Below are 24,657 nucleotides of genomic sequence, written 5' to 3'. Positions count from 1 at the left end.
CCTCCCGTCGTCAGAAGGTACACCGGACAAGCGCGCGGAGGGACCGCCCGCTACAACCGGCCTTGCCCTACCAACGTACGTCACGGCCCGCTGTGTTCCCGGCGGTTCACGGCCATCCAAGCGATCTCTAGGTGTAGACGTGCGGGGCGAGGGTGCCGATGAAGGGGAGGTTGCGGTAACGCTCGGCGTAGTCGAGCCCGTAGCCGATGACGAACTCGTTGGGGATGTCGAAGCCGACGTACTTGACGTCGATGGGCACCTTGACGGCGTCGGGCTTGCGCAGGGCGGCGCAGATCTCCAGCGAGGCCGGGTTGCGCGACTTGAGGTTCTCCAGCAGCCAGTGGAGGGTCAGGCCGGAGTCGATGATGTCCTCCACGATGAGCACGTGGCGGTTCATGATGTCGGTGTCGAGGTCCTTGAGCACCCGCACGACACCGGACGACCTAGTGCCGGCGCCGTAGGACGACACCGCCATCCAGTCCATCTGCACCGGCACGTGCAGGGCCCTGGCCAGGTCGGCCATCACCATGACGGCGCCCTTGAGCACGCCCACGAGGAGCAGCTCCTTGCCCGCGTAGTCTTCGTCGATCCGACCGGCCAGCTCCCTGATCTTGCCCTGGAGCTCGTCCTCGGCGATGAGGACCTTCTCGAGGTCCTCGCCCATGTCGGCTGCGTCCACCTGTGGTTCCTTACGGGATGGGGCTGATGGCGAGTATCAGGGTGCCATACCGCCGGACGGCCGACACTCGCCCGGGTAGGTCCACGGCCTTCTGCCCGCGCCAGGACGTGACGAGGCGTTCCACGGCGTGCACGTGGGTCGCCGAGAGCGCCCCGGACGGCGCCCCGGCGGCGATGGCGGCGCGACGCAGCACCCGCCGCCGCACGGCCGCGGGAACCCGCTCCAGCGCCTCGACGGAGAGCGTGAGCCTTCCCGAAATATCGCTTAGAGCGCAATCGTGATACACCGTGTCAGCCCACTCGTCGAGCGCGTCGGCGTCGTCCCTGGCGAGCCCGGCCGTCCGCGCGAGCGCCTCGGCCACCCCGGGCCCGAGCTCCTTCTCCAGTACGGGAAGGACCCGCGAGCGCACCCGGACCCGGGTGTAGCGGGGGTCGTCGTTGTGCGGGTCGTCCCACGGGGTCAGGCCGAGCGCCGCGCAGGCGGCGACGGTGACGCGGCGCGGGAGGTCGAGCAGGGGGCGGCGGTAGAGCCCGCTCCGCGGCGCCATCCCGGCCAGCGACCGTGGGCCGCTCCCCCTGGCCAGCCCGAGCAGCACGGTCTCGGCCTGGTCGTCGCGGGTGTGGCCGAGCAGCACGGCGGCGGCGCCGGCCCGCTCCGCGGCCTCGCCGAGCGCCCGATATCTGGCCTCCCGCGCCGCGGCCTCCGGCCCTCCGGCCGTGCCCACCGTGACGGTCAGCACCTCGCCGGACTCCAGCCCCAGCTCTCCGGCCAGCTCCGCGACCCGCCTCGCCCGTACGTCCGAGCCTTCCTGCAACTGGTGGTCCACCGTGACCAGCCCCGCGCGCAGCCCGGCGCGCGGCGCGACGAACCCGAGCGCGGCGGCCAGCGCGAGCGAGTCGGCGCCCCCGCTGCACGCGGCCAGCACCGTGGACCCTCCGTCCAGCCCGGCCAACGCCTCACGCACAGCCCGGCGGACATCAGCTACAGCAGGGTGCGGTCCCACACCACCATTGTCCAGCCACGGCGACGAGCCCCGTCCGGCGTCCACAGAGGTGAGGGGTGTACGGCGTCCAGCCACGTGGGCGAGCGTCCGTGGACAATGGCCGGGTTCAGTGGTGCTCGCCCCGGACGGCCGGGGCGAGCGTTGGACGGGGGTCAGCCGGGGAGGGCCGGGGTGCCGATCACGCGGCGCACCCAGGCGTCCGGGTCGGAGATCTCCGCCGGGGTCGGCAGCGTGTTGGGCGAGGTCCAGACTCGGTTGAAGCCGTCCATGCCGGCCTTCTCCACCACCCGGCGGACGAAGGCGGAACCCTCCGCGTACTGCTTCATCTTCAGGTCGATGCCCAGCAGGCGGCGGATCGTCTTGTCGAGCTTGGAGCCGCCCTCGCGGCGCTGGGCGAACTTGGCCCGGATGTCGGCCACCGACGGCACCACCGAGGGCCCCACCGCGTCCATCACGTAGTCGCCGTGGCCCTCCACGAGCGTCATGACGGCGGTGAGCCGGTCGAGGATCTCCTTCTGCTGCGGCGACTGGATGACGTCGATGAGGTTGCCCTCGCCGCCCCTGACCACGTCCTGGATGGTGTCGGCCGCGTTGCGCAGGCGCTCGACGAGCGTCGGCAGGTCGAGGTCGGAGGCCAGCAGGAACTCGGTCATCTGCGAGCGCACGTACTCGCGCAGCCAGGACACCCCGGTGAACTGCACCCGGTGCGTCTCCTCGTGCAGGCACACCCAGAGCCGGAAGTCGTGCGGGTTGACGTTCATCTCGCGCTCGGCGTGCACGATGTTGGGCGCGACGAGCGTGAGCCGGCCGGTGGCCTCGCGGCCGGTCGGGTCGGGCGGGAGGAACAGCTCGTACTGACCGAGCACCCGCGTCGCCAGGAAGGCGAGCACGGCGCCGACCTCGACGCCGGTGATCCGGGAGCCCACGGCGCTGACGATCGCGGGCGGCCGGTTGGCGCCGCTGGTCATCCGCTGGGTGAGCGGCTCCAGCACCACGCGGAAGCCCTCGACGTTGGCCCTGATCCAACCGGGCCGGTCGACGACGGTCGCCGCCTGCGGCGCGGTCTCAGCATCGATCTTGGTGAACTCGCGCACGTGCCCTTCGGCCTCGCGCGACAGCGTACGGAGCTCGGCGACGGCCTGCCTGGCCTCCTCGCGGGTTACTTGAGGACCGGGGCGCACCAGACGCGTGCCGGTCGAGACGGCCAGATCCCAGTCGATCACCTGCATACCCACCACCGTACGTGCTTCCGCCCAACCCCGCGAAGAAGCCCCGAACCCAGCTCCCCCCAACCAAGGAAAGAACCCCAGGTGCCTGGCCTCAGGAGATAGAGAGCCCACGAGAACCCCCGTCACCTGCACGGAGGAGGAAGAGAACCTACGAAGAAGCCCCGGTTGCCTGGACTGTGGAGGAAGGGATCCCGCGAAAGCCCCCGTGCCTCGACTGTGGAGGAGGAGAGCCCACGAGAACCCCCCGGTACCTGCACGGAGGGGGAAGAGAGCCCACGAAGAAGCCCCAGTTGCCTGGACTGAAGAAGCAGGGAGCCCACGAAAAGCCCTGAACCCTCCGGGTATCCCGACCAAGGAGCAGTCCCGGCATCGGAGCTGTCCCGACATCGGAGCTGTCCCGGTATCCGCAGGAAGAACATCCAAGGTTTGCGAGGAGCGCCGGTGCCTGGACTGAGGAGGGAGGGAGCCCCGCGAGGAGCGCCGGTGTCTGGACTGAGGAGGGAGGGAGCGAAGCGACCGAGCGACGAGGGAAGACGCCGGGTCTGAGCGACGAGCTGCGATCCGCAGGATCGCCATAAGCACAGCGACCGAGCGACGAGGGAAGGCACCGGATCTGAGCGACGAGCCCGCGATCCGAAGGATCGCCAATAAACACAACCGCGATCCTGGCGGATCGCAATCAGGCACGCGCCACGATCGCCGCCAGCCGGTCGAGGACCGGTTCGGCGTAGACCGGGACCTTGTCGGCCATGAAGGCGAAGGCGAGGACCCGGCCGTCCTTGCTGGTGGTGAGCCCCGCCAGCGTGCTGACGTTGTTGAGGGTGCCCGTCTTGGCGCGCACCAGCCCGACCTGCCCCTTGCTGTCGGCCCCCGTGAAGCGGCGGCCGTTGCCGAGCGTGCCGGTGAACCCGGCGATGGGCATGCCGGAGGCGACCGCGTGCAGGCCGGGCCGGTCGGGCGAGACGGCGAGGGCGATGAGGCCGGCCATGGCGCCGGCGCTGATGCGGTTGCGGGTCGACAGGCCGCTCCCGTCGTACACCTGGATGCCGCCGCCGGCGCCGACCCGCTGGAGCACCTGGGGGACGGCCTTGGCGACGCCCGCGAACGACCCCGGCTGGCCCTCCTTGATCGCCACGTGCCGCGCCAGCGCCTCCGACAGGTCGTTGTCACTGTAGGTGAGCGCGTGCTCGACGAGGGCGTAGACGGGGGCCGACTCGACCTTGGCCAGCTCGGCGGCGCCGGCCGGGGCACGGGCGGGTTCGACCGTCTTGGCGACGGTGATCCCCTTCTTCTTCAGCAGGCCCGCGAAGGCGTCGGCGGCGTGGCGGGAGGGGTCGGCGACGCGCGGGCTGTTCTGGCCGGGGTTCTGCCGCCCTTCGTCGATCGCCAGCGCGTGCACCCGCGCGACGTGCCCGTCGGGGATGTAGCCGGGCTTCCAGCCCGGCCCGACGTCCGGGCCGGTGAAGAGCGAGGCGTCGTACGAGAGCGTGACCTTGGCGACTCCCCGCTGCTTGAGCGCGGCGGCGGTACGAGCGGCGAGCGTGGTCATCGACGCCTGGTCGGTGAAGCTGCCCGGCTTGGCCCGGGGACCGGCGAGCAGCGGGTCGCCGCCGCCGACCAGGACGATCGCGCCGGGGGCGCCGCCCTGCACGACGCGGGTGGCCAGGCGGGTGTCGGGGCCGAGCGAGGCGAGCGCCGCGACGCTGGTGACGACCTTGGTGGTGGAGGCGGGGACGATGCCGGCGTCGGGGTTGGCGGCGAAGACGCGCTCGCCCGTGGAGGCGTCGACGACGACCGCGCCGACCCGGTCACCCAGCGCTCGGTCACCCAGCGCATCCGTGAGCCTGCGGGTCAAAGTACCCTTGGTCGGGAGAGGTCCGTCTCCTGGCCTCGCCGCCAGGCCGGCCAGCACCGGCCCCGCGGTGACCACGGGGACTTCGGGAGGCGCGGTCGGCTCTGCCGGTGGCGGCTGCCTCGTCAGGGCGCTCAGGGTGAGGTCGTTGTCAACCGCGTAGACGCCGGTGACGATGGTCACGACCTGCAGCAGGACGAGTGTGGTCAGCATCACCCACCGCTCGTGCCGTGCCACGTCGCCCTGACCTCTCATCCTGGTGTTCGCCTACGAGACATTAACGCCCAGCCGGGGATCCCGGGGGGCGCGAGCGGAGGAACCGCGGTGGAGTTCGACGTTGTCGTTGAGATTCCCAAGGGGCAACGGAACAAGTATGAAGTGGACCACGAAACCGGCAAGATCAGACTTGACCGGCTGTTGTTCACCTCCACGCAGTACCCCGCCGACTACGGCTTCATCGAGAACACCCTCGGTGAGGACGGCGACCCCCTCGACGCGCTGGTGCTGCTGCAGGAGCCGACGTTCCCTGGCTGCTACATCACCTGCCGGGCGGTGGGCATGTTCCGCATGACCGACGAGAAGGGCGGCGACGACAAGGTCCTCTGCGTCCCGTCGACCGACCCGCGCATGGCGCACATCCAGGACATCCACCACGTGGCGGAGTTCGACCGGCTGGAGATCCAGCACTTCTTCGAGGTCTACAAGGACCTGGAGCCCGGCAAGTCGGTCGAGGGCGCCAACTGGGTGGGCCGCATGGAGGCCGAGGCCGAGATCGAGCGCTCCTTCCAGCGCGCCAAGGACGGCGGCCACTGATTCATCCCACTCTCTGGAGGGGTCTGGTGGCGCCCACCAGGTCCCGCCTCCAGATCGGGGCGACGCGTACGACGTCGCCGGTCTGCGGCGCGTGCACCATCAGCCCGCGCCCGACATACATGCCCACGTGGTGGATGGTGCGCGGGTCGTTCCTGTCGTGGCCGAAGAACAGCAGGTCGCCCCGGCGCAGGAGGTGCAGCGGCACGTGCGGGCCCGACGTCCACTGGGTTCCGGTCCAGTGGTCGAGCCGCACGCCGGCCCGTTCCCACGCCCGCATGGTCAGACCTGAGCAGTCGTAGCTCCCCGGGCCGGCGGCGGCCCACAGGTAGGGCTTGCCGAGCTGGGTGAGCGCCCAGTTGGCCGCCCGGTCGCCGAGCCCGGACCCGCGGCTCAGCGGGATCCGGAACCGGCCGGCCCGCTTCCTGGCCAGCAGGTCGGCCCGGTCGCGGGCGGCGTCCACCCGCCGCTGCAGCGTGTCGCGCTCGGCCGTCAGCGTCCTGGTCTCGCGTCTCTGCCTGGCCACGGCCTTCTGGGCATCGGCCTTGGTTTGCGCGGCGGCGTCGGCCGCGGCCTGCCGGGCGGCGTGCGCGCGGGCCGCCTGGGTGCGCAGGATCGCGGCCACCGTCTGGGCGTCGCGCATCCGGGAGAGCACCGCGGCCCGCTCGCCGCCGAGCTGCCGCAGCGTGCCGACGCGGTGCAGGTAGCCGTCGTGGTCTCCGCCGTCCATGACGGGGAACGCGTGGGACCGCCACATCCCGCCGTACGCCTGCGCGGCCAGCGCCGCCACGGGCTGCCGGGCGCGCTCCACCTCGGCGTCCGCCGACGCGAGCCTGGCCAGCGCCTGGTCGTGCGCCTCCTGGGCCCGCCGCAGCCGGACCAGCTCACCGTTGTAGGCCTCCACCCGGCGTCCGGCCTCGGCGGCCAGCTCCTCCAGGCGCGCCTGCGCCTCGGCCAGTGCGACGCCGGCTCTGGCCAGCTCCTGCGTTCGTGCCCGTACGTCCTGCCGCGCCCTGGCGATGTCACGGGACGGGGGAGCCGGCTCGGCGCGTGCCGGCGGGCTGAGGGTGACGGCCAGACAGGCGAGCAGGATCCCGGCTCGGACGTGCATAGAATCCCCCCGCTGTCACTCTATGCACACACTTCCCTACCGTTGACCTACGTACACCCCTTGCTCAGGGTCAGGACGCCGGGGTGGTGGGCGGCGGGGCGGGGGACACGGTCGGGGTCGGCTGCGGCACCGGCGTGGGCACCGGGTCCTCGGTGGGTGAGGGAGCCGGCGTGTGCCGGGTGGGGTGCACGGTCGGCCTGGTCGGCCGCACGGTGGGGCGCACGGTCGGCCGGACAGTGGGCCGCACCGTCGGCCGCACCGTGGGCTGGGTCGGCTGCGCCGTCGGGCCGGGCGTGGGCGGGTGGGAGCCGGGGTCGCCGGGCCCCTGAGTGGGTTCGCCCGGCGGCGGCGACGGCACGGGGTCGTGGGTGCTCCACGTGGGCTCGACGTCGGGCCACGTGGTCGGCAGGCCGCCGATGGTGGGGAGCCAGCGGGTGGTCTCCGTGGCCGGCGAGATCAGCCGGGCCCGCGGGGTGACACGGGCGACGTCCAGCGGCAGGCCGGCGGTGCGGCCGAGCTCCGGTCCGGCGGTGGCGTCCGCCTCGGCCCGCCGCCACGGGAGGACGGGCGGCTTGCCTTCCGGCGGGAACGCCGCGGTGGCGACGCCGGGCAGGCCGCCGACCTCCTTCCCGAAGTACTCGAAGATGCCCGCTATCGCCACCAGGGTCGTGACCGCCGCCACCGTGCACGCCACCGCCCGAGGCCATACGCGCGGCTTCCGGTCGCCGGGCAGGGGAAACCCGGCGCCGTCCAGCGCCTGCGAGCGCCTGGCGACGTAGCGGCGGTAGAGGAACAGCTCCGGGTCGACGAAGCAGCTCAGCACCCGCACCCTGAGCGACTCCGGGAGCGTGACCTGCGGCAGCAGCTCGAACACCTTCGCCGCCGACACCTGCCGGCTGCGGTGCGGCGCGCAGGTCTCGCACCGGGCGAGGTGGCGCACCAGGTGCTCGCGCATGTCGGGTGTCAGCTCACCGGCGAACCCGGTGAGGATGCGGGCCCGGCGCGGGCAGTCGTACGGGCCCTTCATGGCGAGGATCTCGGCGGTGACCGCGTCGCGCAGCCGGTCGCGGGCCTGCTCGCGGACGGCGTCGAGCCGGCGCGCGGGGATGCACAGCACGGCGGCGAGCCCGGCGGCGGACAGCCCGTGGCGGGTGTCCAGCTCCAGCACCTCGCGGTCGGCGGCGGGCAGGCTCTGGACCGCGTTCCAGGCCATGATCCGCAGGTCGGCGTCGGCCGGATCGGCCGGCTCCGGCGCGCCGGCGAGCGCTTCGCCGGCGGCCTGCGGCCCGGCGATCCGGCGGCGCCGGCACTCGCTCCTGGCCAGCGCGTACAGCCAGGGACGGAGCATGCCGGGGTCGGCCAGCAAGCCGGCGTGCGCCTCCGCCGCGATCAGCGCGTCGCGCAGGGCGACCTGGGCGCTGTCGGCGTCGCGGAGAAGGCATCGGCAGTAGCGGTAGACGCTCTCGGCATGCGCGTCGTAGAGCGCGGCGAGTGCGCCGGGGTCGCCGGCGCGCAGGGCTTCGACCAGGACGCGGTCATTCATATCACCGAATGTAATGGAGTCGTAACTTGTAGTTCTACCGATTCCGCGCGATACACATCTCTTGTCATGGGCAAGCCAGAAAAATGTAACGAGATTCGCCGGGAATAACCCCTTTTGCTTACTCCGAGCCCGACGTCACCTCGCTCCCGCGGTCCGTCTGGAACGGCGCGGTCCTGGGCTTGACGGTGTGCAGCGGCATCACGCCGCCCATCGCCAGTTCCTCGTACGGGCGCGCGGTCGACCCCCAGGTACGGGCGACCACCTCGGTCCTGCCCACCTTCGTCCCCGGCGGCAGCCCGGCCACGGTCAGGATGAACCGCGGCGGCCGGCCCGCCTGCACGTCGTCCACGAACGTGCTGCCGCCGCCGAGCAGCTTGCCGGCGCCGTCGCGCAGCAGCGCGCTCACCACCAGGCTGCTGGCGGGCAACTGGTACGGGTTCGCGACGTAGCCCGTGATGAGGTACGAGCCGTCCTTCTGGCGCATCGTCTGCACCCGCGACGCCGGGAACGGCCGGAAGGCCGAGGGCACCCGGGCCGCCTGCCGCCACTGGGCGGGCCGGTAGTCGACGCTGACCTTGGCCGGCTTCGCGGTGGCGGTGCCCTGGCCGGTGAAGGTCAGGGAGCCGCCCGGCGGCACGGCGTCCAGCGGCTGGTCCATCCTGAAGACCTCGCGGCCTCCGGCGTCCTTGCCGACGACACTGGCCACGACGTGCTCGCCGAAGTGCCACGGGTTGCCGTTGGCCAGGACTGCGGCCCAGGTCACGGCGTATCCGTCGCCCGACTTGACGACGTTCGACGCCTGTTCCATGAGGGTGAGCGGTTTGAGCTGCTGCTGTGTCGGCTCCTCGGACGAGCATCCGGCGAGGCAGATCGCCCCGAGTGCGAGGAGGCTGACGGTTCGGCTACGCTGGATCACTTTGCCGTGATAACCCGCTCATGGGCACGTCCGGCCTCTGACACGCGCCGGGCGTACCAACTCTTTGACTTCCTATCGCGCTCTTTGTTTTCCTATCGGGCGCGAACGACCCGCTTTTCATCCCAGACCGGCTCCGGCGCCTCATAAACCGCGCCATCCGCGCCGAATACCAAATAGCGATCGAAATCCGCCGCGAACCACCGGTCATGGGTGACCGCGACCACCGTGCCGTCGAACGCGTCCAGCCCTTCCTGCAACGCCTCGGCGCTGGCCAGGTCGAGGTTGTCGGTCGGCTCGTCGAGCAGCAGCAGCGTGGACCCGGACAGCTCAAGCAGCAGGATCTGCAGCCTGGCCTGCTGGCCGCCCGACAGCGTGGCGAACCGCTGGTCGGCGATCAGACCGGCCAGCTCGTAGCGGGCCAGCGCCTTCATCGCCTCGTTCTTGAGCCGGGCGTGCTCGGACATCACGATCTCGACCGGGGTGCGGCCCATCAGGTCGGGCCGGGCGTGCGTCTGGGCGAAGTGACCGGGCACCACGCGGGCGCCGAGCCGGGCCGCGCCGCTGTGGCGGACCTGCTCACCGGCCAGCAGCCGCAGGAAGTGGGACTTGCCCGAGCCGTTGGAGCCGAGCACCGCCACCCGCTCGCCGTACCAGACCTCCAGGTCGAACGGCTTCATCAGGCCGGTCAGCTCCAGCCCCTCGCAGATGACCGCGCGCTTGCCGGTGCGGCCGCCGCGCAGGCGCATGCTGATGTTCTGGTCGGCCGGCGGCGTCTCGGGCGGCCCCGCCTCCTCGAACTTGCGCAGCCGCGTCTGCGCCGCGTGGTAGGCGGCGGCCATGCCGTCGTTGTAGCGGGCCTTGTTCTTCAGCATGTTGACCAGGGCCTTGAGCTTGGCGTGCTCCTCGTCCCAGCGCCGCCGCAACTCGTCGAGGCGGGCGTTCCTGGCCCTGCGCGCCTCCGCGTACGTGCCGAAGCCGCCGCCGTGGATCCAGATGTTGCCCGACTCGACGGTGACGATCCGGTCGGCGGCGTTGGCCAGGAGCTGCCGGTCGTGGCTGACCAGCAGCACGGTCTTGGACGTCTCGCGGAGCTGCTGCTCCAGCCACTCCTTGCCGGGCACGTCGAGGTAGTTGTCGGGCTCGTCGAGCAGCAGGGTCTGGTCGGGGCCGCGCAGCAGCGCCTCCAGCACCAGCCGTTTCTGCTCGCCGCCGGACAACGTGGCCACATCCCGATATTTCACGCGATCGTACGGAACGCCCAGTGCGGCGACCGTGCACGTGTCCCACAGGACCTCGATCTCGTACCCGCCCGCGTCGGTGTAGTCGCTGATGGCCTGGGCGTAGCGGAGCTGCGTCTTCTCGTCGTCGCGCTCCATCATGACGAGCTCGGCCTGTTCGAGCCGCTCGGCGGCCTGCCGCACGGCGGGCGGCGCCACGCTCAGCAGCAGGTCGTGCACGTTGCTGCCGTCGCGCACGCTCCCGATGAACTGCCGCATCACGCCCAGCCCGCCGGAGGACACCACGCCTCCCTCGACCGGCCGCAGATCGCCCGCGATCAACCGCATGAGCGTGGTCTTCCCGGCCCCGTTGGGCCCCACCAGCGCGGCCTTGACGCCCTCGCCGATCCGGAACGACACGTCGTCGAGCAACGGCCGCCCGTCGGGCAGCACGTACGTCAGGTGAGCGACCTCGACGTGTCCCACGACAATTCCCCTCCTAGGTCCTTGTGGAGGGTACCTGCCGGTATGACGGCCCAGCACCCCGTTTTCACCGGGTCCACCTGGCGGCGTGAGGTCTAGACAGTAAGTGATCTGATGACTAGAACTGTAGGGAGCCCCCACCCCTAGGACGTGTCATGGCGCGACTCAGAGCAGCACTCCTTTCCTTGGTACTCGCCCTGTCCACCCTCACCGCCCTCCCCCAGCCCGTCGCCGCGGCCGCATCCGACTGCGCCCCCGCTTTCCAGAGCTCCTCGGTCAACCAGCGGCTGACCACGCTCTTCACCACCTACGGCGACGACAACAGCCGGCTCGACGACTGGACCGGCGCCGACGGCACCTACTCGGTCCGCCTGCCCAACGGGCGCGAGCTGTGGGTGTTCTCCGACACCTTCCTGGGCCAGGTCAACCCCGACGGCTCCCGGCCCCCGGTGGTCGAGGAGGGCGGCACGACCGTCTTCCTGAACAACTCCTTCGCCGTCGAGCGCGACGGCCGGCTGCGCACCATCACCGGCGGCACGAGCCAGGCCCCGAAGGCCGTGATGCCGCCCCGCGACCAGAACCACTGGTACTGGGCCGGCGACGTGACGCTGGCCGGCGGCATCGTCGAGGTGACCTACCAGGAGTACGAGCGCTTCGGCCCCGGCGCGTGGGACTGGCGCTGGCACCGCAACGTGGTGGCCAGGTTCCCCCAGGGCAGGCTCGACCGGCCGCTCAGCGTGCACGACCTGCCGTCGGGCAACGGCGTCGCCTGGGCCTCCGGCATACTCAAGGACGGCCCTCACACGTACGTCTACGGGGTGGAGGACCACGGCTCGCCCAAGTACATGCACGTCGCCAGGGTCAAGGGCGACAGCCTGCTCGGCGCCTGGGAGTTCCTGACCGCCGACGGCACGTGGTCGGCCGACGAGGCGGACTCGGCCCGCGTCATGGACGGCGTGGCCAACGAGTACAGCGTGACCAAGATCGGCGACGGCTACGTGCTCATCACGCACGACACCACCGAGGTGCTCAGCGCGCGGATCGTGGCGTACTCGTCGTGCTCCCCCACCGGCCCGTTCACCGGCAAGCAGCTCCTCTACACCACCCCCGAGACGGGCGGGAACATCTTCACCTACAACGCCCACGCCCACCCCGCCGTCGACGGCGACGGGCTGGTCGTCTCGTACAACGTCAACAGCTTCGTCAACACCGACCACTACCGGGACGTGTCGATCTACCGGCCCAGGTTCATCGACGTGAGATTCGGATGACGATCAACCGCAACTGGGGAGCCCGCCTGCGCCACGGCAGCGTGGGCGGGCTCCGCGCGGTCACGCTGGAGAACGAGCTGCTCCGCGTGACCGTGCTGCCCGGCAAGGGCGGCGACGTGGTCGAGTTCCTGCACAAGCCCACCGACACCGACTTCGTCTGGCTCTCCCCGCATGGCCTGCGCGACCCGCGCGAGCACCTGCGCGGCGCGGCCGACGACGTGGCCCAGTTCGTCGACCACTACGAGGGCGGCTGGCAGGAGGTCTTCCCCAACGGCGGCGCGCCCAGCGAGTACCGGGGCGCCCGGCTGGCGCAGCACGGCGAGGTGTCCGGGCTGCCGTGGGAGTACGAGGTCGTGGCCGACTCCGAGCGCGAGGTCGCGATCCGGCTCTCGGTACGGACCAGGCGGCTGCCGTACCGGCTGGAACGGACGCTCCGCCTGCGGTCGGGCACCGCCGCGCTGGAGATCGGCGGACGGGCCGCCAACGAGTCCGGCCTCACCCTGCACGCCATGTGGGGGCAGCACCTGGTGTACGGGATGCCGTTCCTGCGGCCGGGAGCCAGGATCCGGCTGCCCGACGGCGTGCGGGTGATTCCGCACGAGAGCGCCGTCAACCCGGAGGGGCGCAGGGTGAAGGCGGGCGGGCCGTGGGACTGGCCGGTCGTGCCCGCCGACGGCGGCGGCGAGGTCGACCTGAGCGTGATCCCCGAACGGGGCGCGCCGAGCGACATCGTCTACCTGACCGGCTTCGAGACCGGCTGGTACGAGATCATGGCGGACATCGGGCTGCGGGTGGAGTGGGACGCCGAGGTGCTGCCCTATCTGTGGCTGTGGCAGGAGCTCGGCGCCACCACCGGATATCCCTGGTGGGGCCGGGCGTACACGGTCGGGCTGGAGCCGTTCTCCAGCATGCCGACCGACGGGCTGGCGGCGGCGGTCGCCAACGGGACCGCCCTCGCCCTGGGGCCGGGCGGGACCAGGGCCCTGTCGATGCGTGCGGAGGTGCTGGCGTGAGTGAGTTCGACGGCAAGGTGGCGCTGGTCACCGGCGGGTCCATGGGCATCGGCCGGGCGGTCGTGGACCGGCTGGCCGCGGGCGGCGCGTCGGTGGTGTTCTGCGGCGCCGACGAGGGGGCGGCGGTCGAGGGCGAGCGGGTCACCGGCGTGGTCGCCGACGTGCGCAGCGCCGCCGGCATGCGCGACCTGGTGGAGCTGGCCGTGAGCCGCCACGGCGGCCTGGACGTGGTGGTGACCTGCGCGGGCGTGCAGCGCTACGGCACCGTGGTCGACACCCCCGAGGAGGTCTGGGACGAGGTCCTGGACGTCAACCTCAAGGGCGTCTACCTGACCTGCAAGGCGGCCGTGCCCCGGCTCGCCGAGCGCGGCGGCGGCTCGATCGTGGTGGTCTCGTCGGTGCAGGCGTTCGCCTCCCAGACCCAGGTGGCCGCCTACACGGCCAGCAAGTCGGCGCTGAACGGGTTGGTCAGGGCGATGGCGCTGGACCACGCCGGTCAGGGCGTCCGGGTGAACGCGGTCTGCCCCGGCTCGGTCGACACCCCGATGCTGCGCTGGGCGGCCGACCTGTGGCGCGGCGAGCTGTCGCAGGACGAGCAGGTGGCGCGGTGGGGCGCCGCGCACCCGCTCGGCCGGGTGGCCCGGCCGGAGGAGGTGGCGGAGCTGGTCGCGTTCCTGGCGGGCCCGCGCTCGTCGTTCATCACCGGGGCGGAGCACCGCGTGGACGGCGGCCTGCTGGCCAGGAACCCGGCGGCGCTACCGGAGTAGGGCCGCCGCGCGCTCGCGCAGCGCGTCGGAGGCCTTCCCGATCGCCCCGGCGTCGAACGGCGGGTCCGGGTCGTACTCGATGACGAGCTGCACGGCCTCGGCGGTCTCGGTGTCGGCGGCCTGGCCGAGCAGGGTGAGCGCCATGTCGATCCCGGCCGACACCCCGGCGGCGGTGACGATCTTGCCGTCGACCACCACCCGCTCGGTGACCGCCCGCGCGCCCGTGTCGGCCAGGAAGCCGGTGACCGCCCAGTGGCTGGTCGCTCGGCGCCCGCGCAGCAGCCCCGCCGCGCCCAGCAGGAGCGAGCCGCTGCACACCGAGGTGGTCCAGCGGGTGTGCGCGTCGGCCTCGCGGATCCAGCCGACCAGGGCCTCGTCGGCGAGGGCTTCGAAGGTGCCGATGCCGCCCGGCACCACGATCACGTCGGGCCTCGGCACCTCCTCGTAGCCGGCGGTGGCGGCGATGCTCAGCTGACCCCGGTCGTCGGTCATCGGTCCCGGCTCGGCCGCGACGAAGGTGACGGTCCAGCCGGGCGCGAACGCCAGCACGGTGTACGGTCCGACGGCGTCCAGCGCGGTGAACCGGTCGTAGAGGGGGATGGCGACGTGCATCAACTCTCCTTGGTGTGGAACCGGCGGCGGTAGTCGCCGGGCGAGACGCGCAGGTGACGGCGGAAGACGCGGTAGAGCGTCTCCGGCCGGCCCAGCCCCGACTCCCGGGCCACCCGGTCCAGGGGATGATCGGTGATCTCCAGCAGCCGCCGGGCGGTGTCGGCGCGGCTGCGCTCGACGTACCTGCCCGGAGACGTCCCGGTCTGCTCGGTGAAGACGCGGGAGAAGTGGCGCTCGCTCATCCCGGCGCGCCTGGCCAGCGCGGGCACGCTCAGGTCGGCGGCCGGGTTCGCGTCGATGAACGCCTGCAGTTCGCGCAGCGACTCGTCGCGCGGGGCGGGGATGCTCATCGGCATGCTGAACTGGCTCTGCCCGCCGGGCCTGTGCAGGTAGACGACCAGCCCGCAGGCCACCCGCCGGGCCAGCTCGTGACCGTGGTCGTCGGCCACCAGCGCGAGCGCCAGGTCCACGCCGGCGCTGACCCCGGCCGAGGTCCAGAGGTGGCCGTCGCGGATGTAGATCGCGTCCGGCTCGACCGTGACCCCGGGATACCACGCGCCGAGCTTGTCGGCGACCAGCCAGTGGGTGGTGGCCCGCCGGCCGTCGAGCAGCCCCGCCGCGGCCAGCAGGAACGCGCCGCTGCACACGGACGCGGTGCGGCGGGCCGCCCGCGACAGCCTGACGATCTCCTCCAGCGTCTCGGGGTCGCGGGCGTGCGTCATCGTGGTCATGCCCCCGGCGACGACGAGCGTGTCGATCGGCCCGCCGACCTCGCGCAGGGGCGTCCGCACGGCGACCTCGACGCCGTGCTGCGCGGCCACCGGGCCCACCTGCGGCGCCGTCACCTCGACCTGGTAGCCGCCCCGCGTCACCAGGTCCGCCGCCGCGAACACGTCGGCGGGGCCCGCCAGGTCGAGCAGCTGGAAGCCCTCGTAGACCACCAGGACGATCCGCCTCTTCATGGCTTCCATGCTTGGGCCGGGCCTTCGGGGCGTCAATGACACGACCATTGCGGATTACGCCACCGGCTTTACCGGAAGACACGCGCCATGACCTGGAGTATGCGTACGCGCACGCTAGGTTAGCGACATCCCCGGGAACGCACTGACCAAGGAGGTCCTCTTGAGGCTGTCCACCGTCGTGGCCGCCGTCCTGCTCGCCCTGATCGTCCCCGGCGTGGCGGAGGCGAGCCCGGGCGGGGCCTGCTTCCAGGGCCGGGTCTGCCTGTACGCGGGCTTCGCGTTCAACCGCAGCCAGGTCGACCTCTGGCGCGACTTCGTCCACGACGACACCAACTTGGCCGACGACACGTGGTTGAAATGGGACTACACCGACTCCTGGCACACCATGGACAACGCGACCAGCTCGGCGAGAAACCGGCTCGGCTGCCCGGTGACGCTCTGGCAGAACCCCTACTTCACCGGCGCCCACAGCACGCTGGACCACGCCACGGGCGACGGTTTCCTGGCCAACAACGCCATCGGCAACAACCGCGTCAGCTCGCTCGACATCTGGTGCCGGTGAACCGGCTCCTCGCCCTGGGTCTGGCGCTGTCGCTGGCGGCCGGGTGCACGCACGCGCCGCTTCCTGAGGAGCCCGCCGTCGCCTCGGCCGAGGACCTGTTGCTGCCGTTCGACGCCTACAAGCCCACGCCGGGCCAGCGGGCGCTGCTCGACACCGCCCACCGTTCGCTGGTCTCCCGCTGCCTCAAGCGCCGCGGCATCTCCCGCCGGCTCCTGCCGGCCCCGCCCGACCCGCGCAACTCGCGCCGCTACGGCGTCGTGGACCACGACCAGGCCCACCGCTTCGGCTACCACCTCCCCACCACAGACGAACCGGCCGAGCCTGGGAAGACCGACGGCGCGGGGAAAACCCGCCGGACCGACCGCTCCGAAACGACAAGCAGCTCCAGGAAGACCCGTACCACCGACCGCTCAGGTACGGTCCGCCAGGTCGGCTCGGGAAAGACACGCACGGCCGAAACGACCGGCCGCTCGGGGAAGGTCCGCCGGAGCGAGGTGACCGGCCGCTCCGGTGCGGCCCGCCAGGCCGAGACGACCGGCCGCTCCGGTGCGGCCCGCCAGGCCAAGACGACCGGCCGCTCGGGTGCCGCCCGCCAGGCCAAGACGACCGGCCGCTCGGGTGCCGCCCGCCAGGCCAAGACGACCGGCCGCTCGGGTGCCGCCCGCCAGGCCGAGACGACCGGGCGCTCGGGTGCGGCGCGGAGGGACGGCCGTTCGGGGGAGGCTCGGCGGGGCGAGAAGGCCCGCCGTCATCTGTACGTGCTGCCCTGGTGCGAGGGGCGGGCGGCGGAGCGGCTCGCGCCTTCGGAGCGGGCTCCGTGGCACTGGCTGGCCCAGCGGGACACGCGTACCCTCGAACGCTCCTCGACGCGGCCCCAGGTCCGCGAGGCGATCATGGGATGGGTGGCCTGCATGCGGGACGCGGGCCACCCGTACCCGTCACCGGAGGCGGCGATCGGCGATCCCCGGTGGGACCTCGACAAGCGCGCGATCAGCGCCGACGAGAAGCGCACGGCCGTGGCCGACGTCGTGTGCAAGTGGTCGTCGGGGCTGGTGGCCCGCTGGTTCGCGGCCGACGCCGCGCTCCAGCGGGCGCTCGTCCACAAGCACGCGGGCCGCTTCGCCCTCCTGCGCGCCGACCTGAACGAGCGCGTCCAGCGAGCCACCACCCTCCTGCAACGTCACACGGCCAAACCGGTGAGGCGCCACGGCTCCGCCAAGACGGCGAAGCCCAAACGTCACCGCCCCAACTCGGCCAGAACGAGGTAGACGCCGGGAAACACCGGCGGAACGGCCGGACCGGTGTATGGCAGGGCCGACGTACGGCAGGGCCGACGTACGGCAGGGCCGACGTACGGCAGGGCCGACGTACGGCAGGGCCGACGTATGAGGGGTCCGGCTCCGCCGGGACGGCGAAGCTCAGAGTTCCGCCGGGACGGCCGGGTCGGCGAAGTGCTGGTTCGGCACCCGAGCGAACCAGCCGGGCCGCCCCGGGTCACGGTCGTAGGGGTAGCCGCCCTCGCGCTTGTAGAGCTCGGCGTAGCGGGCCACCCGGTCGCGGTCGAGCCGCACGCCGAGCCCCGGCCCCGACGGCACCGGGATGGCGCCTCCGGAGTAGGCCAGCTTGCCTCCCTCGATCACGTCGTCGCGGAGCTGGTGGTAGTGGGCGTCGGCGGCGTACGTGAGGTTCGGCAGCACCGCGCCGAGGTGCAGCATGGTCGCGAGCTGGATGCCCAGCTCGCCGGACGAGTGCACGGCCACGTCCACCTGGAACGTCTCGCACACCCCGGCCGCCTTCACGCACGCCCGGACGCCGCCCCAGAAGGTGGTGTCGAGCAGCACCACGTCCGCCCCGCGGCGCAGCACGTTCGCGGCGAGCTGCTCGAAGTTGACCACCACGGTGTTGGTCGCGATCGGCACCCGGACCCGCTCCCGCACCAGCCGGAGCCCCTCCAGTCCGAGGACCGGGTCCTCCAGGTAGTCGTTGTCCAGGGACTCGATGGCCTGCCCGAACCGCAGGGCCTCGGCCATCGACAGCACCGCGTTCGGGTCGTACCGGAGCCTGTCGCCGGGGAAGGCGGCGGCCAGCGCGCGGTAGCACTCCAGCTCGTAGTCCGGCGGGAACACGCCGCCCTTCAGCTTGTGGACGGTGAACCCGTGCGCCGCCTTCAGCGCCCGCGTGTGCTCGACGAGCTGCTCGGGCGTGCGCACCTCGGCGAAGCCGTCGGCGGCGTAGCGGAAGAACAGGTACGAGGCGAACGGCACCTCGTCGCGGATCCGCCCGCCCAGCAGGTCGCAGACCGCGACCCCGAGCTGCTGCCCGATGAGATCGAGGCAGGCGAACTCGATGGCGGCCAGCAGCTGGGTCCGATTGTTGTAGAGCGACGCCGTCGGGTTGGCGATCTTGAAGCGGAGCGTCTCCAGCTGGAAGGGGTCGTGGTCGCGCAGGTACGGCAGCAGGCCGCGGAACGCCGCTTCCGCGCTCTCCCCGCCGCCGCCCATCTCGCCCAGCCCGACCAGCCCGTTGTCGGCCTCGACCTCGACGATCGTGCGCACGAAGCGACCCCAGTGTGCGCCGTTGCTGTGCCGCAGCGGGGCCTCCAGCGGCACGGCGACCGTGGTGGCCCGGATGTCAACGATCTTCACAAGTCCCCCAAACCGCGGCGACCCCGCAGGCGGGGATCCGCACCTTGACCGATTCGCCCGTCACCTGAAGCGGCTCCGCCGCGCGGTCCAGCCCCGCGCTCACCCGGGCGGCACGCAGTCCGGGCAGCTCGACGGTCACCTCGACCGGCTCGGCGGCCAGCGACCGCAGCCGCACGACCCGCTCGCCGCCCGCCTGACCGAGCGAGGTGACCAGCACGTCCGGATGATCCACCGACACGTACACGCGCGCCGGCTCTGCCGACAGGGAGGGCAGCAGCGCGCCGGTGAACGGCTCGGTCAGCCCCGCCGCGGTCAGCGCTCCCAGCCGCCTGCCCGGCACGCCCGCCGCCGAACGGACCGCGTACCGGAAGGTGGTCTCGCCCTGCTGCTGCGCGGGGAAGTTGGTGTCCCAGATGTTGTTGAGCGCCCACGAGTAGACCGTGCCCGGCTCCTCGTCCAGCGTCGGCGGGAACGGCGCGTACGGCATGTGGATGGTGCCGAGCTGCACCAGCGGCGCTTCCAGCGTGGCCCAGGCGACGGTCAGCTCGGGGTCGTCGAACGCGATCCAGTGCCGCATGGGCAGCATGTACGCGGCCGAGCCCGGCACGCTCGGCACGTCGGGGCCGCCCACGCCGCCCGTGAGCTCCCACGCGGTGGCCTCACCGGCGGCGAACGGGAAGGCCAGGAAGACCGCCTCCTTGGCCGGGGTGCCCTGCTTGGCCAGCTGGTAGGTGAGGTCCAGCCGGGGCACGCCGTGGTGCAGCTCGACCGTGGTGCGCAGCCAGTCGACGCCCTTGCCCCGCAACTCGACGACCAGCTTCTCGCCGACGGCGGTCCGCTGGGCCCTGACGATCGTGGCGTTGCCGGCGATGGCGCGGTCGCCGAGGAGGGTGCGGTCGTGCGCGCCGACGTGCCCGGACAGATGGTTGAAGTGCGGCGCGGTGGCGTAGCGGTCGTAGACGTACTGGCCGAACCCGGCGGCGGCGTCCTGGTTGACCAGCTCCCGGCCGGCCTTCTTGTCGAAGACCGAGGCGATGTAGCCCTCGCGGACGTCGTAGGTCACCCGGTAGAACTCGTTCTCGATCACTCCGCCGAGGTCCGGTTCGACCGGTTCCGGCGCCTGGGTCTCGCCTCTGACGACATCCAGCCGTACGTACCCGTACCCGGGAAGGTCGGGCACCACGGCGTGGATGTGCCGCCCGATCGGCCGGGTCGGCCAGTCGTCGGGGTCCACGTACTCCTCGTGGTGCGGCAACCGCTCCCCGGTGCGCGCGTCCACCAGCGCGATCGGCACGTCCACCGCCACCACGTCCCTGGGCAGGAACGTCCGCACCACGTCGGTCCGCCGCGCGGTGCCCGGGTTGAACACCGCGAAGGCCGCGAGCGCGCCCTCTCCGGGAGCGGCGCCGTCCCCTGACGCGACGCCGATCCCGGCGAGGGCCGGCCCTCCGGTGCCGCCGTCCAGCACGGCGGTCGGCTCTTCCGCGCCGGTCAGCGCGGCGGCGAAGTGGCGGGTGGCGGCCTGGAGCAGGTCCGCCGCGTCGTCCTGGGCGTCGTAGGCGCCGGACGACTTGCGCGTCCACTGCAGCCCGCCCGAGTCGCCCGCCTCCTCGGCGTCCTCCCACGGGTTGGCCGCGCCCCAGGTGTGCTCGTTGAACAGCGCCACCTTGTCGTAGGCCGCGTCCACCTGCTCGGTGGCGTCCGCGCCGGCCAGCGTGTGCAGCGTCTCGGCGGTGCGCAGCGCGGCCTGGGCCCGCCGCACGTACCCGAGCGGACGCGCCCCCGAACCGAGCCCGTCGGCCCACCAGTCGGTCCAGTCGCCCTCGTGCACGGCCAGCCGGTCGTGGTGGTGCTCGGCCACGTGGTCGAAGAAGTCGCTGTTGACCGCCGACCGCAGCCGCGGCCACGCCCACTGCTCGCGCCACCGGCGGGCGATCGACGCCGGCACGATCGACGGCCCGGCGTTGTCGGCGTGCGCGCCCTGCACCCGCAGGTGCAGCACGTCCAGCTCGTACGGTTCGCGCGGCGCGTCCGGCCCCTGCCACCCGAACGTGCCGGGCCCGTACGGGTAGCCGCGCGAGGCCAGCGCGGCCAGGTAGCGCGGCAGCAGGTCGTCGGCCAGCTCGTAGGAGTCGGTCAGCCCGACCGTGTTGCCCTCCATGTACGCCATGCCGTGCGGGGTGTCGGTGAACCACACGAGCAGTTCGTTCCCGCTCGGCGCCCGCCAGCGGAACGGCCGGGTCAGCTTCTCCCCGCCGTGCAGGTACGGCACGGACCGGCCGGCCCAGTTGTGCGCCGCGGCCAGGTAGCGCACCCCGGCCGACGACAGCGCGTCGATCAGGCCGACGACCGCGCCCGGCACGTCGGTGTGCATGGCCGACCGGGTGGCGAACCCGTACGCGCGCTCCAGCCTGGTGGTGAAGCGGAGCTGGCGGTACAGCTCCTCGGTGGAGCACGCCTCGGTGTGCAGTTGGAACGGCAGCGCGGTGACCTCGATGACGCCCTCGCGGGCCAGCTCGGCGAACCGGTCGACCTGCTCGGGCGGGCGCGCGTCCAGCCACTTCAGCGCGAGCATCGACGACTCGACCGTCCACCGGAACTTCGCGTCGTCCGGCCAGGAGGCGGTCTCGTCGGCCAGCCGCACGGCCGCGTCCAGGTAGTCGAGATGGTGGCGGAGCACGGTGCCCTGCGGGTCGGTGTAGCCGATGTCGAGGTGCGAGTGGTGCACCACGAACACGGTCCACTTGCGCTGCGGCGTGACCGTCACCTGGGCGGTGCCGACCACCCCGGCGTCGTCGCGGCACTCCAGCGTCAGCGTGCGCGGCCCGTCCACCTCCGGCACCAGCAGCGTCACGTCCGTGCCTGAGGCGCTGTCGACGCCGACCAGCACGTGCGTCAGCGGCACCGTGCTGGACACCCGGACCGCCTGGCGGCCGTCGTGGGTGAACAGCGGCAGCACCGCCACCCGCACCTCCAGCCCGCGCAGGCTGATCACCGGCGTCGAGGTGTCGGTGCGCAGCGCCTGCCGGATCCCGTCGTAGTCCGGGGAACCGAGGCTCCGCTGCAGCAACCGGCTCGTCATCACACACTCCCTAGAGAAAGGCCACGGGCGAACAGCCGCTGGGTGGCGAGGAACAGCACGACCGTGGGCAGCGAGACCACCAGGCCCGCCGCCAGGCCGACCGGGACCGGCGTCCCGGCGTACACGTCGGTCATCAGCCCGGCCAGGGCGGTCATGACCGGACGCACCTCGGCCGTCTGGGTGAGCGTCAGGCCGAAGATCAGGTCGTTCCAGATGAAGGTGAACTCCAGGATGAACACGGCCGCCAGCGCGCTGGTCGACAGCGGCAGGTAGATCCGCCAGAAGATGCGGAACGTGGACGCGCCGTCCATGCGGGCCGCCTCGAAGATCGAGAACGCCACCCCGGTGTAGAAGTTGCGCAGCACGAACGCGGCCAGCGGCACGTTGATCGCCGTGTAGATCAGGATCATCCCGAGGCGGCTGTCGTACAGTCCGGCGTCGCTGTAGCCGACGAAGAGCGGCACGAGCAGCATCTGCGCGGGGAAGACGGTGCCGCCGAAGATCAGCAGGAACCACCAGAACCCGTGCCGCAGCCGCAGCACCACGATCGTGTAGCCGGCCAGCGCGCCGACGAGCACGCCCAGCGCGGGCGAGACGACGCTGTAGAGCGCGGTGCTGGCCAGGCTGGCGCCCAGGTCGGCGCTGTCCAGCGCGCGCAGGAAGTTGGTCACCAGCGAGAAGTCCTCCGGCGGCGCCCACGCCCGCGACGGGTCGTAGGAGTCCGCCGGCCGGGAGGCGTTCACCAGCAGCAGGTAGGTCGGCCCGAGCCAGATCAGGCCGAGCACGATCAGCACGGCACGCCGGATCATCGCACCTGCCTCCTGAGGTAGAGGTAGGACGCCAGCCCGGTCACCACGGTGAGCACGACCGCCACCGCCGAGCCGTAGCCGTAGTCGCTGGCCACGAACGTCTCCTTGTACATGGTCACCGCGAGCGTCTCGGAGTTGCGGCCCGGCCCGCCCTGCGTCAGCACCCAGACGATGTCGAACGTCTTCAGGCTCGCCACCAGCGCCAGCCCGACCACGACCGCCGTCAGCGGGCGCATCAGCGGCCAGATGATGTGCCGGAACAGCTGCCACCCGGACGCCCCGTCCAGCCTGGCCGCCTCGATCGGCTCCTTCGGGATCGACTGCAGCCCGACGACGAACAGCAGCGTGTTCACGCCGAGCTGCTGCCACGTCCACACCAGCAGCATCGCGATCGTGTTGTGCGGCGCCTCCTGCAAGAAGGCGGTGTCGACGCCGAGCAGGTTGTTGGCCACCCCGTCGTGCGACAGGATCGGGCTCCACACCAGGGCCAGCCCGGCGCCGCTGAGCGCGTACGGCAGCATGAACGGCAGCCGGTACCACCCGCCGCCCTTGATGTCGTACGAGAGCACGGCGACGAGCAGGCCCAGCCCGACCGGCAGCACCATCGTGCCGATCACCCAGATCAGCGTGTTGCGCACCGAGGTGAGCAGGACGGGGTCGTCGAGCAGCTTGACGAAGTTGGCCGGGCCGACCCACTCCGCCGGCGCGAGCCCGTCGTACCGGGTCAGGCTCAGGTACGCCGTCCACACGAACGGCGCATAGAGTAATCCGGCGACGAGCAACGCGGCCGGCGCGACGTACCCGTACCTGAACCGCCCGAGCATCACTGGTGCGTGCTCCAGTACTCGTCGGCCTCCTTCTGGATGGTTTCCAGCACTTCCTGGAGCGTGCTCGTGTCGGTGACGAACTTGGAGAAACCGTCCAGGGCAGCGGTCAGGATGGGCGGCGGGGTGGCCTCGAAGTAGCGGTTGACCAGGCGGTACTCGCCGCTGCCCGCGTCCTTGGTGACCTGGCCGAGCGCCTCGTCGGCGATCTCCACCTTGGGGTTGGCGCTCACGTCGCCGCGGGCGGTGGCCCACTTCTCCTGCGCCTCGGCGGTGGTCCACCACTTGAGGTACTTGGCGCTGGCCGCCGGGTCGGGCGCCTCGGCGAGGGAGCAGAGGGGGCCGCTCTCGAAGATCATCGACGTCTTGGGGAGCGAGGCGTCGACGTTGGGGATGACGAAGAAGCCGTAGTCCTCGCCCGCCTTCATCTCGCGCTGGGTCATGCTCGTGTTGAACCAGGTGCCGAACGACACCATCGCCGCCTTGCCGTTCTTCAGCACGTCACCGGGGTCGGTCTTGTCGCCCGGGTTGATGAAGTAGCCGGCGTCGATGAGCTCCTTCCACTTCCGCATCACCGCGACCACACCCGGGTCGGTGTACTTGGCCTGGCCGGTGGACAGCCGGTCGTACAGGTCGGGGTCCATGCCGGCCATGAGCTGCTCGAACCAGACGAACGAGAACAGCACGCTGGTGTGGTAGAACGCCTTGACGTCCTTCTGCTTCAGGGTGTCGGCGATCTTGACCAGGTCGTCCCAGGTCTCGGGCGGCCGCAGCCCGTGCTCGTCGAAGATCTTCTTGTTGTAGAACATGCCCCAGTACGCGACGTTCAGCGGCACGCAGTACTGCTTGCCGTCGACGGTGAAGTAGGGGGCCAGGTCCTGCGGCAGGTCGCCGTTCGCGACGGCCTCCTGCCAGATCGCGGTGGTGTCGGCGACCTGCTTCTGCTTGACGATCTCCGCCAGCATCCCCCCGGTCTGCCAGGTGAAGAGGTCGGGCTTGACGTTGGTGCGGAAGGAGGCCTTGATGAACGCCTGATACTGCGCGGAGTCGGTGTAGCCCGTCGGTTTCATGCTCAGGCCGACGGACTGCTTGGACAGGGCCCCCATCTGCTCGAAGTACTCGCTCCAGGCGCCCTTGTCGTTGTAGAGGGTCAGCTCGGTCTTCTGCTTCGGCGCCTCGGCGCCGTTCCCGCCGCAGGCGGGGAGAAGGACGGCTGCCACGCCGATCGTGGCCACTCGTGACCGGACCATGTTCCCGGCCTCCTTGA

The 24,657-nt window shown here is 71.8% G+C and carries 21 protein-coding genes; 6 read left to right on the top strand and 15 right to left on the bottom strand.

The genetic code is table 11. The features are described from left to right. Positions 1 to 127: 127 nt before the first annotated feature. The 4 genes from hpt to dacB all read right to left on the bottom strand — a co-directional run bounded on the left by hpt (position 128) and on the right by dacB (position 5,000). Positions 128 to 679, bottom strand: a complete 552-nt coding sequence (gene hpt / locus AB0K05_RS13345) for a hypoxanthine phosphoribosyltransferase (RefSeq protein WP_271275951.1) — start codon at positions 677 to 679, stop codon at positions 128 to 130. A 10-nt stretch (positions 680 to 689) separates the two neighbouring features. Beyond that, positions 690 to 1,682, bottom strand: coding sequence for a tRNA lysidine(34) synthetase TilS (gene tilS / locus AB0K05_RS13340; RefSeq protein WP_271275950.1), 993 nt, complete (start codon positions 1,680 to 1,682; stop codon positions 690 to 692). A 152-nt stretch (positions 1,683 to 1,834) separates the two neighbouring features. Further along, entirely contained in the window at positions 1,835 to 2,911 is a 1,077-nt protein-coding gene (locus tag AB0K05_RS13335; RefSeq protein ID WP_187281524.1) for a zinc-dependent metalloprotease, read from the bottom strand. A 679-nt stretch (positions 2,912 to 3,590) separates the two neighbouring features. Beyond that, the gene (gene dacB, locus AB0K05_RS13330; protein ID WP_148035632.1) at positions 3,591 to 5,000 is read right to left on the bottom strand and encodes a D-alanyl-D-alanine carboxypeptidase/D-alanyl-D-alanine-endopeptidase; all 1,410 of its coding nucleotides are present in this window, start codon (positions 4,998 to 5,000) and stop codon (positions 3,591 to 3,593) included. An 87-nt stretch (positions 5,001 to 5,087) separates the two neighbouring features. Between dacB and AB0K05_RS13325 the strand changes: the two genes are divergently transcribed. Continuing rightward, positions 5,088 to 5,576, top strand: coding sequence for an inorganic diphosphatase (locus AB0K05_RS13325; RefSeq protein WP_148035633.1), 489 nt, complete (start codon positions 5,088 to 5,090; stop codon positions 5,574 to 5,576). Position 5,577: 1 nt separating this feature from the next. On the opposite strand, the gene AB0K05_RS13320 is transcribed toward AB0K05_RS13325, so the two are convergent. The 4 genes from AB0K05_RS13320 to AB0K05_RS13305 form a co-directional block, all read right to left on the bottom strand. Next, entirely contained in the window at positions 5,578 to 6,684 is a 1,107-nt protein-coding gene (locus AB0K05_RS13320; RefSeq protein ID WP_364229124.1) for an NlpC/P60 family protein, read from the bottom strand. Positions 6,685 to 6,754: 70 nt separating this feature from the next. Beyond that, the gene (locus tag AB0K05_RS13315; RefSeq protein WP_364229122.1) at positions 6,755 to 8,227 is read right to left on the bottom strand and encodes a hypothetical protein; all 1,473 of its coding nucleotides are present in this window, start codon (positions 8,225 to 8,227) and stop codon (positions 6,755 to 6,757) included. 118 nt (positions 8,228 to 8,345) lie between these two features. Further along, complete coding sequence (locus AB0K05_RS13310) at positions 8,346 to 9,143, bottom strand: hypothetical protein (RefSeq protein WP_271275307.1); 798 nt, start codon at positions 9,141 to 9,143, stop codon at positions 8,346 to 8,348. Between the two features lie 92 nt (positions 9,144 to 9,235). After that, complete coding sequence (locus tag AB0K05_RS13305) at positions 9,236 to 10,846, bottom strand: ATP-binding cassette domain-containing protein (RefSeq protein WP_364229120.1); 1,611 nt, start codon at positions 10,844 to 10,846, stop codon at positions 9,236 to 9,238. A 152-nt stretch (positions 10,847 to 10,998) separates the two neighbouring features. On the opposite strand from AB0K05_RS13305, the gene AB0K05_RS13300 reads away from it, so the two are divergent. Genes AB0K05_RS13300 through AB0K05_RS13290 form a run of 3 tightly spaced genes read left to right on the top strand, consistent with a single transcriptional unit; the run spans position 10,999 to position 13,894 of the window. Then, complete coding sequence (locus AB0K05_RS13300) at positions 10,999 to 12,114, top strand: DUF4185 domain-containing protein (RefSeq protein WP_271275305.1); 1,116 nt, start codon at positions 10,999 to 11,001, stop codon at positions 12,112 to 12,114. Then, entirely contained in the window at positions 12,111 to 13,127 is a 1,017-nt protein-coding gene (locus AB0K05_RS13295; RefSeq protein WP_364229117.1) for a DUF4432 family protein, read from the top strand. Before AB0K05_RS13300 ends, AB0K05_RS13295 begins: the two co-directional genes overlap by 4 nt. After that, positions 13,124 to 13,894 (top strand): SDR family oxidoreductase, encoded by a 771-nt coding sequence (locus tag AB0K05_RS13290; RefSeq protein ID WP_148035639.1) that lies wholly within the window; start codon positions 13,124 to 13,126, stop codon positions 13,892 to 13,894. The genes AB0K05_RS13295 and AB0K05_RS13290 overlap by 4 nt, the downstream gene beginning before the upstream one ends. Here AB0K05_RS13290 and AB0K05_RS13285 read toward each other — a convergent pair. Next, positions 13,883 to 14,506, bottom strand: coding sequence for a DJ-1/PfpI family protein (locus tag AB0K05_RS13285; protein ID WP_364229115.1), 624 nt, complete (start codon positions 14,504 to 14,506; stop codon positions 13,883 to 13,885). The two genes, AB0K05_RS13290 and AB0K05_RS13285, sit on opposite strands and share 12 nt — an antisense overlap. Further along, positions 14,506 to 15,468 (bottom strand): DJ-1/PfpI family protein, encoded by a 963-nt coding sequence (locus tag AB0K05_RS13280; protein WP_364229113.1) that lies wholly within the window; start codon positions 15,466 to 15,468, stop codon positions 14,506 to 14,508. Before AB0K05_RS13280 ends, AB0K05_RS13285 begins: the two co-directional genes overlap by 1 nt. A 160-nt stretch (positions 15,469 to 15,628) precedes the next feature. Between AB0K05_RS13280 and AB0K05_RS13275 the strand changes: the two genes are divergently transcribed. Together AB0K05_RS13275 and AB0K05_RS13270 are read left to right on the top strand one after the other, a co-directional pair. After that, positions 15,629 to 16,030: a peptidase inhibitor family I36 protein gene (locus tag AB0K05_RS13275; protein WP_219545060.1), complete on the top strand. Its 402-nt coding sequence runs from the start codon at positions 15,629 to 15,631 to the stop codon at positions 16,028 to 16,030. Next, positions 16,027 to 17,298 (top strand): hypothetical protein, encoded by a 1,272-nt coding sequence (locus AB0K05_RS13270; RefSeq protein WP_364229110.1) that lies wholly within the window; start codon positions 16,027 to 16,029, stop codon positions 17,296 to 17,298. The genes AB0K05_RS13275 and AB0K05_RS13270 overlap by 4 nt, the downstream gene beginning before the upstream one ends. Before the next feature lie 150 nt (positions 17,299 to 17,448). Here AB0K05_RS13270 and AB0K05_RS13265 read toward each other — a convergent pair whose 3' ends face one another. The 5 genes from AB0K05_RS13265 to AB0K05_RS13245 are packed head-to-tail and all read right to left on the bottom strand — an operon-like array spanning position 17,449 to position 24,640. Beyond that, on the bottom strand, positions 17,449 to 18,675 hold the full coding sequence (locus AB0K05_RS13265; RefSeq protein ID WP_271275300.1) for an enolase C-terminal domain-like protein: 1,227 nt from the start codon (positions 18,673 to 18,675) through the stop codon (positions 17,449 to 17,451). Next, positions 18,662 to 21,757, bottom strand: a complete 3,096-nt coding sequence (locus tag AB0K05_RS13260; RefSeq protein ID WP_364229108.1) for a glycoside hydrolase family 38 C-terminal domain-containing protein — start codon at positions 21,755 to 21,757, stop codon at positions 18,662 to 18,664. The genes AB0K05_RS13265 and AB0K05_RS13260 overlap by 14 nt, the downstream gene beginning before the upstream one ends. After that, complete coding sequence (locus AB0K05_RS13255) at positions 21,757 to 22,566, bottom strand: carbohydrate ABC transporter permease (RefSeq protein ID WP_364229106.1); 810 nt, start codon at positions 22,564 to 22,566, stop codon at positions 21,757 to 21,759. The genes AB0K05_RS13260 and AB0K05_RS13255 overlap by 1 nt, the downstream gene beginning before the upstream one ends. After that, positions 22,563 to 23,390 (bottom strand): sugar ABC transporter permease, encoded by an 828-nt coding sequence (locus tag AB0K05_RS13250; protein ID WP_148035647.1) that lies wholly within the window; start codon positions 23,388 to 23,390, stop codon positions 22,563 to 22,565. The genes AB0K05_RS13255 and AB0K05_RS13250 overlap by 4 nt, the downstream gene beginning before the upstream one ends. After that, positions 23,390 to 24,640, bottom strand: coding sequence for an ABC transporter substrate-binding protein (locus AB0K05_RS13245; RefSeq protein ID WP_364229104.1), 1,251 nt, complete (start codon positions 24,638 to 24,640; stop codon positions 23,390 to 23,392). Before AB0K05_RS13245 ends, AB0K05_RS13250 begins: the two co-directional genes overlap by 1 nt. Positions 24,641 to 24,657: the final 17 nt, after the last annotated feature.

This window comes from Nonomuraea sp. NPDC049486, from assembly GCF_040676925.1.
GTDB classification, from domain to species: domain Bacteria; phylum Actinomycetota; class Actinomycetes; order Streptosporangiales; family Streptosporangiaceae; genus Nonomuraea; species Nonomuraea ferruginea.
The sequence above is the reverse complement of the archived record's forward strand: the minus strand, read 5'-3'. Positions and strand labels throughout refer to the sequence as shown.

What these genes read in the sequence shown, in the direction of transcription:
- AB0K05_RS13335 (WP_187281524.1), bottom strand. Translation starts at nt 2,911, where the DNA reads ATGCAGGTGATCGACTGGGATCTGGCCGTCTCGACCGGCACGCGTCTG.
- AB0K05_RS13320 (WP_364229124.1), bottom strand. Translation starts at nt 6,684, where the DNA reads ATGCACGTCCGAGCCGGGATCCTGCTCGCCTGTCTGGCCGTCACCCTC.
- AB0K05_RS13315 (WP_364229122.1), bottom strand. Translation starts at nt 8,227, where the DNA reads ATGAATGACCGCGTCCTGGTCGAAGCCCTGCGCGCCGGCGACCCCGGC.
- AB0K05_RS13300 (WP_271275305.1), top strand. Translation starts at nt 10,999, where the DNA reads ATGGCGCGACTCAGAGCAGCACTCCTTTCCTTGGTACTCGCCCTGTCC.
- AB0K05_RS13295 (WP_364229117.1), top strand. Translation starts at nt 12,111, where the DNA reads ATGACGATCAACCGCAACTGGGGAGCCCGCCTGCGCCACGGCAGCGTG.
- AB0K05_RS13285 (WP_364229115.1), bottom strand. Translation starts at nt 14,506, where the DNA reads ATGCACGTCGCCATCCCCCTCTACGACCGGTTCACCGCGCTGGACGCC.
- AB0K05_RS13280 (WP_364229113.1), bottom strand. Translation starts at nt 15,468, where the DNA reads ATGAAGAGGCGGATCGTCCTGGTGGTCTACGAGGGCTTCCAGCTGCTC.
- AB0K05_RS13260 (WP_364229108.1), bottom strand. Translation starts at nt 21,757, where the DNA reads ATGACGAGCCGGTTGCTGCAGCGGAGCCTCGGTTCCCCGGACTACGAC.
- AB0K05_RS13255 (WP_364229106.1), bottom strand. Translation starts at nt 22,566, where the DNA reads ATGATCCGGCGTGCCGTGCTGATCGTGCTCGGCCTGATCTGGCTCGGG.
- AB0K05_RS13250 (WP_148035647.1), bottom strand. Translation starts at nt 23,390, where the DNA reads ATGCTCGGGCGGTTCAGGTACGGGTACGTCGCGCCGGCCGCGTTGCTC.
- AB0K05_RS13245 (WP_364229104.1), bottom strand. Translation starts at nt 24,640, where the DNA reads ATGGTCCGGTCACGAGTGGCCACGATCGGCGTGGCAGCCGTCCTTCTC.